Here is a 10,143-nt window from a genome sequence, read left to right as displayed (position 1 = left end):
GCATGAAGAAATACGCGGAGTGGTAGTTCAGTCGGTTAGAATACCGGCCTGTCACGCCGGGGGTCGCGGGTTCGAGTCCCGTCCACTCCGCCACTAATTTAAAGAAAAGCCTTAGTTTCAGCTAAGGCTTTTTTATTAAACCAGATTTGCCTGGTAGCCATAGCACAGTAGAACCACCTGTTCCCATTCCGAACACAGAAGTGAAATGCTGTTACGCCGATGGTAGTGTGACATTCGTCATGTGAGAGTAGGAAACTGCCAGGCTCTCAAATCATAAGCCCCGGACATGAGTTCGGGGCTTTTTGTTTTTGGTCTATTTTTTGCGCCAGATGGTTAGCTGAGACAATAAATACTGATATTTGCGGGCTGTTTCTTGCAGCACAAATGGAATATCCTGCGGCTTCGCTATTTCCTCAAACTCTTGGCTCAGGATACGCTGCAGAGCCTGATACGTTGTTAGCGCTTCACCATTCTCCCGAATGCCTCCCAACCAATTAGACTTAGCTGTAGAGTCCTCCTGCCAGGTATGGGGCGAGCAGATCATTAAAATACCATCATCCCGTAACCGGTGAGCTAAATCCTTAAGAAAACGAGCCGGTTCGCGTAAACGATCCAGCATATTAGCGGCAAGAATCAGATCATAATGCTGATATTTGTTTTTCAGGTTGCAGGCATCGCCCTGGGTAAAGTGAATGTGATTCGCCAAATCAGGGGATAACAGACAATCAGTTAATTTTGCTTCGCGATAATCAACTAAATCACCTTCACTGGTCATGGCATAGCGGAAACTGTTTTGTTGCGCCAGGATCTGTGCGATATCGATAAACCGGGCTGAGTAATCCACGGCATCTACATGCCGGAAATATTTTGCCAGCTCGAAGCTGGCACGACCGACGGAACAACCGATATCTAATGCTCTGGTTTTATGCGAACAGATCTGATTCGCTATTTCGGCCAGTATTTTGCAATGATTGGAAACACCGAAACGTTCAGGACCATAATGTGAATCAAGATATTGTGCAACCAGTGGATCGGTCTCGTATGGATTAACCAGAGTGGGTTCCTGATAACGGGAAACGACATAACGGAAGCCCGCATGTTGGAAAAAATGCCGGCGGAAGGCATAGCGTGAATTCTTGATCGCCAGGTTACCGGTCGAGATCCAGGACCCCCCCTTGATCAGACTATGTTTTCCATCAAATGTTGGAGTCGAAAAATCGTCGTATAGCGGATGAACCCTGAATCCTTCGAAACCATCAATGGCTGTACTGGTCCATTGCCAGACATTACCAATTACATCATAAAACTGTCCCTGTCGAAATTGGTCGATCGGACAGGAGGATGACCAGTATTCCAGATTGATGTTACCCGGTGCCTTGTTCCAATCAGGCTTATCAACATCAATCGTATTACGTAATACCATCCATTCAGCTTCACTGGGTAGCTGAATCGGTAAGCCGGTTCTGGCGGCTTTCCAGCGGCAGTACGCAGCGGCTTCTAGCTGGTTGGTTTCGACTGGCCAGTCCCATGGCATGGGAATTTCCTTACACATAAGCCGGAGTTGTAATGACTGTGGTTGCGCTGCATCTCCTTGCCAGAATGTCGGTTTATCCGCTTTGGTGAAATTTAGCCAGCCCTGACCTTCCTCAGTCCACCACTGCGGTTGCTGATAGCCGCCGTCTTGAACAAACGCCAGATATTCGGCATTGCTGACCAGATATTTGCTGGCCTGAAACGATTCCAGCTGGATATCGCGATGGCCATATTCATTATCCCAGCCATAGGTGGCATCGGTCTCTGGTTTACCCAGCTGGATGGTTGTTCCGGCTACTGTGATTAGTTCGTTTTGCGGGACATCGGCAATGTTATTCCGCTGTAACGGACAATACTGCCAGCGAGTCTGCGGCTGTACTCTTTCCGGCGGTAACTGGCGGATTAGAACCGATGAAGTTTCCAGGTGGATTCGTTCATGTTCTATGCCCATCAGGATTGCCCAAGCAGGGCTTTCCCATGTGATAGGTAATTCTAGTGGCATATCCCGAATGAATTGAATGACGCAGGATCTGACCTGTTGGCGGTATTCCCGTAGCCGAGAAATTGTTGGCCAGCGGTAGTGTTTCTCATCCAGATCATCCCAACTCATTTCATCAACACCGATCGCAACCGTCGCTTCGATATCTGCATCAATACGGTGCGGGATGAACTGTCCAGCCAATAGTTTATTGATGAAGAATGCCGCCGTATGGCCGTAATAGAAAATGAGCGGATGACGGAGCGGAATGGATTTCTTGTACCAGGCATCGTCACAGGCCAGACAATCAAACAGCGAATCGTAGAGATCGTAGGTCTGAATAAAATAATCCAGCAGTTCCTGTCGTTTGGCAGCGACATCCGTGCCTTGCAACCTGAGGGTATGGGTTGGCGCGGGTAATAAACTGACCGGGGCTATTTGGGTATCTCGGAGTGAAGGCTGATCTGACGTATGCACAGGTTGTTCTCCCGTTACTATTTTATCTGAAACTATAGCTGGTCAAATACAGTACGGGAGAGATCAGTTTCAGATCAGCATACTTAAGCGTTTAACTGAGTCTGGCTGAAAGAAAATGGCAGCAAGTCTTTGATTGGCATTTGCTGCAACTGGCCTTGCCAGTGGAACAGGATCTGGATGTCTGGTCCGAACTCGGAGATGAACTGACGACAGACGCCGCACGGGCTGATTTCGCCCTTTGGTGAAAACACGGCGATAGCCTTGAATTCACGGTGTCCCTGGCTGATGGCGTTACCTAGGGCAACCCGTTCTGCGCAGGTGCCGGCAGGATAGGCGGCATTTTCAATATTCACCCCGGCAATGATCTGGTCATCCATTGCTAATACTGCGGCGCCGACCGGATAGTTTGAGTAGGGCATATAGGCATGACGGATGCTGGCTTTGGCGGCATCCATCAGTTGAGTCAGCAGGTGGTCATCGATCTGCGACATAATAAGTCCTCATACGGAGAGTATGCGGAATTTTTTAACACGCCAGCCGGTTATCAACAAGCTGGCGTGTTGTTGTTGCGTCACGGAATTACGATTTACCTGCCAAGCCAGACCATGACCTCATAAGGTTGCAGCTCACGGGAGCAAAGCTGCGGTGTGGTTTCACTATTGTGAATCAGGCATTCGCTTGTTGTCGGCAGCCCGTGTTCGGGAAGGACAAATGGTGTGGCCGTAGCCCGTAGGTTGGCCACGACTAGCAACTTATGCTGGCCATCATCACGCTGATAACACCAGAGATCCGGATTGTCCGACTGCAGATCCTGATAATTGCCGTTAACGATCACAGGCTGTTGTTTGCGTAACTGGATCAGGTGCTGATAGTAATAGAACACGGAGTTTTTATCTGCCAGCGTCTTGGCCACATTTATATCATCGGCATTGTCTCCAAGCGGGATCCACGGTGTACCCTGGCTGAAACCGGCGCCGGCAGAGGTATCCCACGGCATCGGTGTGCGGCTGTTATCCCGCGAACGAGCAGCCAGGATTTGCAGGGTATCTTCGGCCGGGATCTTTTGCTGCTGATGCGCGAGATAGACATTCAGACTTTCCACATCACGGTAATCCTCGATCCGGGAGAAATGAGGATTGGTCATGCCGATCTCTTCCCCCTGATAAATGTACGGCGTGCCTTGTAACATGTGTAATACGGTGGCGAGCATCTTGGCGGATTTTTCACGGTATTCGCCTTCGTGGCCGAAGCGTGAGAGGATGCGCGGCTGATCGTGGTTACACCAGAACAGCGCACTCCAGCCCTGCTGATGCAGTCCACTTTGCCATTCAGAAAAAATCTTTTTCAATTCAATGAAGTCTGGCTCGGCCAGTTGCCATTTTTCGCCGTTCGGGTAATCCACTTTCAGGTGGTGAAAATTGAACACCATCGACAGCTCACGGCCATCTTGCTGCGAATATTGCTGGCAGTGTGCCAGCGTGGTGGAGGACATTTCACCGACGGTCATGCAGTTACGGGGCAGAAAAACGTCACGGGCGAGCTCCTGCAGATATTCATGTACCCGTGGACCGTCGGTATAAAAGCGGCGGCCATCACCAGTGCGGTCATCGCAGAAATCCTGCTGTTTGGAGATCAGATTGATCACATCGAGGCGGAAACCATCGACGCCTTTATCGGCCCAGAAATGCAGTACTTTTTTGATCTCTTCGCGGACTTCCGGATTTTCCCAGTTCAGATCGGCCTGTTGCTCACTGAACAGGTGAAGATAGTATTGTCCGCTTGGCTGATCGAAAGCCCAGACGTTGCCACCGAATTTGGATTGCCAGTTATTCGATGCTTGGCCATTTACCGGATCGCGCCAGATGTAAAAATCACGGAACCGGCTTTGCGGATCGCTGAGTGCGGTTTTAAACCAGACGTGTTCGGTGGAGGTATGGTTAAACACCATATCCATGATCAGATGCATATTGCGTTGTTTGCAGGCGGCAACCAGCTGTTCGAAATCCTGCATGGTGCCAAACGCCGGGTCAATCGCATAGTAGTCGGCAATATCATAGCCATTATCGATCTGCGGTGAACTGTAGATTGGGGTGAGCCATAAGGCATCGACACCGAGTTGCTGCAGGTAATCCAGACGACGGATGATGCCCTGCAGGTCGCCGGTACCTTTGTTTCCTGAATCCTGAAAGCTTTTTGGGTAGATCTGGTAAACCACGGCCTGACGCCACCAGTCATGTTGCGGATAAGACATTAAAACTTCTCCATTCCAAGAAATGGCTGCGGCGTGATACCGCAGCGGAAATTATTGTTATTGGGTGATTAAGCGACTTCAGTGGCTGACAATTCAGCCTGTGTCTGGTTACGGAATTTATGTTTGTATACCGCCATGGTCAGCATCAGAGGTACGGCAATCGCAATCAGCATGGCAACGGCATAGATCCCCCAGAATTGTGGCTGGATAGAGAGAATGCCTGGCAGACCGCCGACACCGATACCGTTGGCCAGTACACCGCTGAAACCACAGACCAGCGCCGCCAGTGCCGAACCCACCATCGCACACAGCATCGGGAATTTGTAACGCAGGTTGATACCGTACATCGCTGGTTCCGTGACACCGAGGTAGGCCGAGATAGCCGCCGGTACGGAGATTTCACGTTCGTTTTCCTTGCGGCTGATCAGGATGATACCCAGTACCGCAGATGCCTGAGCAATGTTCGATAAGGCAATCAGTGGCCATATCGGCGTGCCGCCCATGCTTTGTACTAATTGCAAGTCAACGGCGTTGGTGGTGTGATGGACCCCGGTGATCACCAGCGGCGCATACAGGAAGCCGAACAGGGCAGCACCGATCGGCGCAAAACCACCGGTCATCACGGATTTGGCGGCGAAAGCCACGCCGTCACCAATCCAGCGGCCGAATGGCCCGATCAGGCTGTGCGCCAGAATGACCGCCAGCAGCAGGGAAACAAACGGCACGATCACCAGATACAGATAGGCTGGGATGATCTGTTTCAGACGTGTTTCAATCAAAGCCAGCAAAGCACCAGCCAGAATCGCGGGGATCACCTGCGCCTGATAACCGACTTTCTGAATGGCAAACAGGCCAAAATCCCAGGCTTCCGGGGCTTGTTGTCCGATCAGATAGGCATTCATTAGCTGCGGACTGACCAGCGTGATGCCCAGCACGATCCCCAGGATCTCGCTGCCACCCATTTTGCGTACGGTTGCCCAGCACACACCGACAGGCAGGAAGTGGAAAATAGCCTCGCCGATCAGCCAGAGGAATGAGTGCACCATCGCCCAGAACTGGCTGATCTCGGTCAGGCTCTTGCCATCGAACATCTTGATATCACCAATGACGTTACGGAAGCCGAGGATCAGACCGCCGGTGATAATGGCCGGTAGTAGTGGCACAAAGATTTCTGCCAGATGGGATATGACGCGCTCCAGTACATTCATGTTCTGACGGGCAGCCACTTTGGCCGCATCTTTGGAGGATGCATCGACGCCGGTTTCGGCGATCAGCAATTTGAAAAATTGATCCACTTCGGTGCCGATCACCACCTGGAACTGACCGGCATTGGTAAAGCAGCCTTTCACTGACGGCAGCGCTTCGATGCCCTTGATATCCGCCAGCGCGGTATTTTTCAGTACAAAACGCAGACGGGTCAGACAGTGGCTGACAGTGGCAATATTGTCCTTGCCACCGACCAGACTGATCAGACGAGTAACGTCCTGAGAGAATGATTTGCTCATGTGTGTCCCCTGGTAAACCAAACCATATTGCCGGGATGGCATATGATTTAAATATAGTTGGTAACGTTCCCAATTAGTATGAAACTGAACACTTAAAATGCAAAAGGGAACGTTCCCAATTTGCGTGATTGTTCACAGATCCAGCGATAAACCGGGATCCTTAAGGATCAGAAAGGCGTGGTTTCGGGGGCTCGGAATTTATAAGTCGTGGGACGGTGCTATCTGTGCACAGGGTTCCGCCTGCTGTTCCAGCTGTAACAGCAATTGTTCTGCCGCCAGACGTCCGGCCTGTTTGTAGCCAGGATCCACCGATAACACTTGTGGAAAGAGGAAATGCAGTAGGGGATTATTACCCACACCGGTGAGCTGTACGTCATGGCGCTGCTGTTCCTGCAGATATTTGGCGGCGCCCATCGCCAGCGTATCCGTAGCGCAGACCACGGCATCGGTTGCAGGCGTCAGCAGCTTGGCGGTGAGATCATAGCCACTTTGTACATCCAGCGAGCCGGTCAGATAACGGCAGGGCAGTTGATGTTCCGCACAAAACTGCTGATAAGCCTGCAGACGCAGGGCACCGGTGGTGGCATCACTCTGATCGACGCCGATAAAATCGATCTGTCGGCGGCCGGCGGCATAGAGTTTCTCCAGGATCTGCCGGATCGCACCCTGATCGTCATAGCAGACGGAGGAGATCTGCGGCCAGTCGCGCGCCATCAGGATCAGCTTATCCTGCCAGGCGCGCAGGTGTTCCAGTTCCAGCGAACTGAAGGCAAACAGGATCACGCCATCCACGCCACGGCGGGCGAGTAAGGCTAAATGTTCATCCACTTTCGCGGGGTCGAATTCACTCTCCATCAGCATGGCATCATAGCCACGGGCGTAGAGCACTTCGAGCATGCCACGGACAGCTCGGTTTTCGGAGGCGGAATCCAGCCGTGACACAATAATACCGACCAGCCGTGCGCTGTTGGTACGCATGGCGCGTGCGGATTTACTCGGCTCAAATCCATGCTCGCGGATCACAGCTTCCACCCGATCCCGTGTCTGCGGGTTTACGTTGGGATCCTGATTTAGTACCCGTGAGACAGTGGATTTGCCGACGCCACTCAGTCTGGCGATGTCGAGAATAGTTAAGCGTTTAGTCATGGCAGGTCGGGAAAACTAACTTTTAGTTATTGTTGGGATTTTTCCCGGCTTAGGCAAGCGGGCAAATGTAGAATTGCCCGATTCAAGGTGTTCTTTGCAAAATACCCGCAGAAAACGGAATCAGGTTTGTGATCCTGTCTACAGTTATTTATGCTGGTGACAGTCAATGGCTAACCATCCGGTGCAGTGGTGCCGGTTTTTGAGGACAAGCTTGTTATGTTTATTGGTAACTTACAGGAACTGGATGACATTTTACTGCATCCGCTGATTGCGGCTGTATTGCGTGACTTCGTCGCTACCAATGCCGATGTACTGGAATTGCCAAAAGGCAAAACAGATCTGACGGTGCCGGCGCAATTTGCACCAGCCGATATGCCGAAAGATCCCCTCTTTATGATTGTATCGATGGATACCTCACAGCTGGTGACCGAACGCCGCGCTGAATTTCATGATACGTATCTGGATATTCAGTTACTGTTGTCAGGCGAGGAGTGGATTGGCATTGGCCCGCATACCGTGGAACTGGATCGGGCAGATAATCCGCACCCTGATCTCTATTTCATGGATGAGCCATCAACCACCTATGTGGGTCTGCAGCCCGGTGATTTTGTGGTCATCGCGCCGGGTGAACTGCATACGCCATTGTGTACCCTGACCGAACCGGGCCAACTGCGTAAGATTGTGTTTAAAGTACATAAAGATCTGCTGAAGTAATCTGCCGGATATAAGTCAAGGAGTGTGCCATGCCTGCGTTACATCTGATCGTTGCTAACAGAAATTATTCCTCCTGGTCTCTGCGTCCCTGGCTGCTGTTACGCAAGCTGGGCGTTGCGTTTGAGGAAACCACGGTTCTGCTGCAGACAGAGGACTTTAAACAACAGGTGGTACAGTTTTCTCCGGCGGGTAAGGTTCCGGTATTGCTGGATGGAGAGCTGGCCATCTGGGATTCGCTGGCGATCATGGAACATCTGGCCGAAGCCTATCCGCAAGCCTGGCCGGAAGACAAGGCGGCGCGGGCCATGGCACGTTCTGTCAGCGCCGAGATGCATTCCGGTTTCATGGAGCTGCGCGGCAGGATGCCGATGAATTGTCGGGCTGAAGGCCGCGTTATTCAGCACGATGAAGCCCTGGATAAGGATATTGAACGTATTCAGGCCATCTGGACGGAATGCCGGTTACGCTACGGCCAATCCGGTCCCTGGCTGTTCGGTCATTTTACGATTGCCGATGCCATGTTCGCGCCGGTTGCCTTCCGCTTTAATACTTATGGCATCGAATGTCAGGGGTTGGCAGGTGAATATCTGCAGAGGATGTTACAGGATGAAGATATGCAGGCCTGGCTGCATGCCGCCCAGCAGGAGCAGACGGTGATCATGAGTTATGAAACTGGTCTGACAGCCCAGTAATTTACGCTTCAGGTTATCGTAAAGAAAAAGAGCGCCATGACGGCGCTCTTTTTTATGTCTGGTACAACCAGAATCAGGCTTGCAGTGCCTGATCCAGATCTTCCAGAATGTCTTCAATCGCTTCAATACCGACGGACAGGCGAATCATTTCCGGTTTCACACCGGCTTTCGCCTGTTCTTCCACTGTCATCTGACGGTGAGTGGTCGATGCCGGATGACAGGCCAGTGACTTGGCATCGCCGATGTTGACCAGACGTTTGAAGATTTTCAGCGCATCGTAGAAACGGACACCGGCTTCATAACCATCTTTCAGACCGAAAGAGAGGATCGCAGACGGCGTGCCATCCATGTATTTCTGTGCCAGCGCATGATGCGGATGATTTGGCAGACCGGCATAGCTGACCCAGGCGACTTTGGCGTGATTCTGCAGGAATTCAGCGACTTTCTGGGCGTTTTCCACATGACGTTCCATACGCAGCGACAACGTTTCCAGCCCCTGCAGCAGCAGGAAGGCGTTCATTGGCGACAGCGCCGAGCCGGTGTTACGCAGTGGCACGGTACGGGCTCGGGCAATAAAGGCGGCCGGACCAAATGCTTCGGTGTAGATGACGCCGTGGTAAGAGGCTTCCGGATTGCTGAATTGCGGGAAACGATCTTTGTGTTCCGCCCACGGGAATTTACCGGAATCGACAATCACACCGCCCAGCGAGTTACCGTGACCACCGACATACTTGGTAATGGAGTGGACGACGATATCCGCGCCAAACTGGATTGGTTTGCACAGTACCGGTGAAGCCACGGTGTTATCGACCACCAGCGGTACACCTTTGGCATGCGCGACCTTCGCCAGTCCTTCCAGATCAACGATGTTACCTGCCGGGTTGCCGATACTTTCGCAATAGACCGCTTTGGTTTTGTCATCAATCAGCTCAGCAATCGCTTCCGGGGAGTCGTCGCGGGCAAAACGCACTTCGACACCAAAGCTTGGGAACATGTGCGCGAATAATGTGTAGGTGCCGCCATACAGTTGCGGCGTTGAAACGATATTGTCGCCGGCACGGGTCAGCGTCTGGATGGCGTAGTTGATCGCCGCACTCCCGGCTGAAACGACTAATCCGGCAATACCGCCTTCCAGTGCCGCCAGACGTTTTTCCAGCACGTCATTGGTCGGGTTCATGATGCGGGTGTAGATGTTGCCCGGCACTTCCAGATTGAACAGATCCGCGCCATGCTGGGCATTATCAAATTCGTAAGCCACAGTCTGATAAACTGGCACAGCGACAGCCTTCGTTGTCGGGTCGTTCTGGAAGCCATGGTGCAGCGCCAGTGTTGCGTCTTTCATGAGAA

At 52.0% G+C, this 10,143-nt stretch carries 8 protein-coding genes, 1 tRNA gene and 1 rRNA gene; 4 read left to right on the top strand and 6 right to left on the bottom strand.

Annotated elements, in window-relative coordinates; genetic code table 11:
• Window positions 1-16: 16 nt before the first annotated feature.
• Both HNR75_RS14960 and rrf read left to right on the top strand, forming a co-directional pair.
• A tRNA-Asp gene (locus HNR75_RS14960) sits at window positions 17-93 on the top strand.
• 56 nt (window positions 94-149) lie between these two features.
• Window positions 150-264 (top strand): 5S ribosomal RNA (rrf, locus tag HNR75_RS14955).
• A gap of 49 nt (window positions 265-313) precedes the next feature.
• On the opposite strand, the gene ovoA is transcribed toward rrf, so the two are convergent.
• The 5 genes from ovoA to treR form a co-directional block, all read right to left on the bottom strand.
• Complete coding sequence (gene ovoA, locus HNR75_RS14950; RefSeq protein ID WP_188027781.1) at window positions 314-2,488, bottom strand: 5-histidylcysteine sulfoxide synthase; 2,175 nt, start codon at window positions 2,486-2,488, stop codon at window positions 314-316.
• Window positions 2,489-2,571: 83 nt separating this feature from the next.
• On the bottom strand, window positions 2,572-2,979 hold the full coding sequence (cdd, locus tag HNR75_RS14945; RefSeq protein ID WP_223157940.1) for a cytidine deaminase: 408 nt from the start codon (window positions 2,977-2,979) through the stop codon (window positions 2,572-2,574).
• 95 nt (window positions 2,980-3,074) lie between these two features.
• Window positions 3,075-4,739 (bottom strand): alpha,alpha-phosphotrehalase, encoded by a 1,665-nt coding sequence (gene treC / locus HNR75_RS14940; RefSeq protein ID WP_188027780.1) that lies wholly within the window; start codon window positions 4,737-4,739, stop codon window positions 3,075-3,077.
• A 68-nt stretch (window positions 4,740-4,807) separates the two neighbouring features.
• Window positions 4,808-6,244: a PTS trehalose transporter subunit IIBC gene (treB, locus tag HNR75_RS14935; RefSeq protein ID WP_188027779.1), complete on the bottom strand. Its 1,437-nt coding sequence runs from the start codon at window positions 6,242-6,244 to the stop codon at window positions 4,808-4,810.
• 198 nt (window positions 6,245-6,442) lie between these two features.
• Window positions 6,443-7,390 (bottom strand): trehalose operon repressor TreR, encoded by a 948-nt coding sequence (gene treR / locus HNR75_RS14930; RefSeq protein WP_188027778.1) that lies wholly within the window; start codon window positions 7,388-7,390, stop codon window positions 6,443-6,445.
• A 216-nt stretch (window positions 7,391-7,606) separates the two neighbouring features.
• On the opposite strand from treR, the gene HNR75_RS14925 reads away from it, so the two are divergent.
• Together HNR75_RS14925 and HNR75_RS14920 are read left to right on the top strand one after the other, a co-directional pair.
• Window positions 7,607-8,104, top strand: a complete 498-nt coding sequence (locus tag HNR75_RS14925; RefSeq protein WP_188027777.1) for a NanQ anomerase/TabA/YiaL family protein — start codon at window positions 7,607-7,609, stop codon at window positions 8,102-8,104.
• A gap of 29 nt (window positions 8,105-8,133) precedes the next feature.
• Window positions 8,134-8,796, top strand: a complete 663-nt coding sequence (locus HNR75_RS14920; RefSeq protein WP_188027776.1) for a glutathione S-transferase family protein — start codon at window positions 8,134-8,136, stop codon at window positions 8,794-8,796.
• 73 nt (window positions 8,797-8,869) lie between these two features.
• On the opposite strand, the gene HNR75_RS14915 is transcribed toward HNR75_RS14920, so the two are convergent.
• Complete coding sequence (locus HNR75_RS14915) at window positions 8,870-10,138, bottom strand: O-acetylhomoserine aminocarboxypropyltransferase/cysteine synthase family protein (protein ID WP_188027775.1); 1,269 nt, start codon at window positions 10,136-10,138, stop codon at window positions 8,870-8,872.
• Window positions 10,139-10,143 lie beyond the last annotated feature (5 nt).

It is taken from the genome of Tolumonas osonensis, from assembly GCF_014202415.1.
Taxonomy (GTDB): Bacteria; Pseudomonadota; Gammaproteobacteria; order Enterobacterales; family Aeromonadaceae; genus Tolumonas; species Tolumonas osonensis.
Note: the sequence above shows the minus strand (reverse complement) of the source record. Positions and strands in the feature narration are given on the sequence as shown.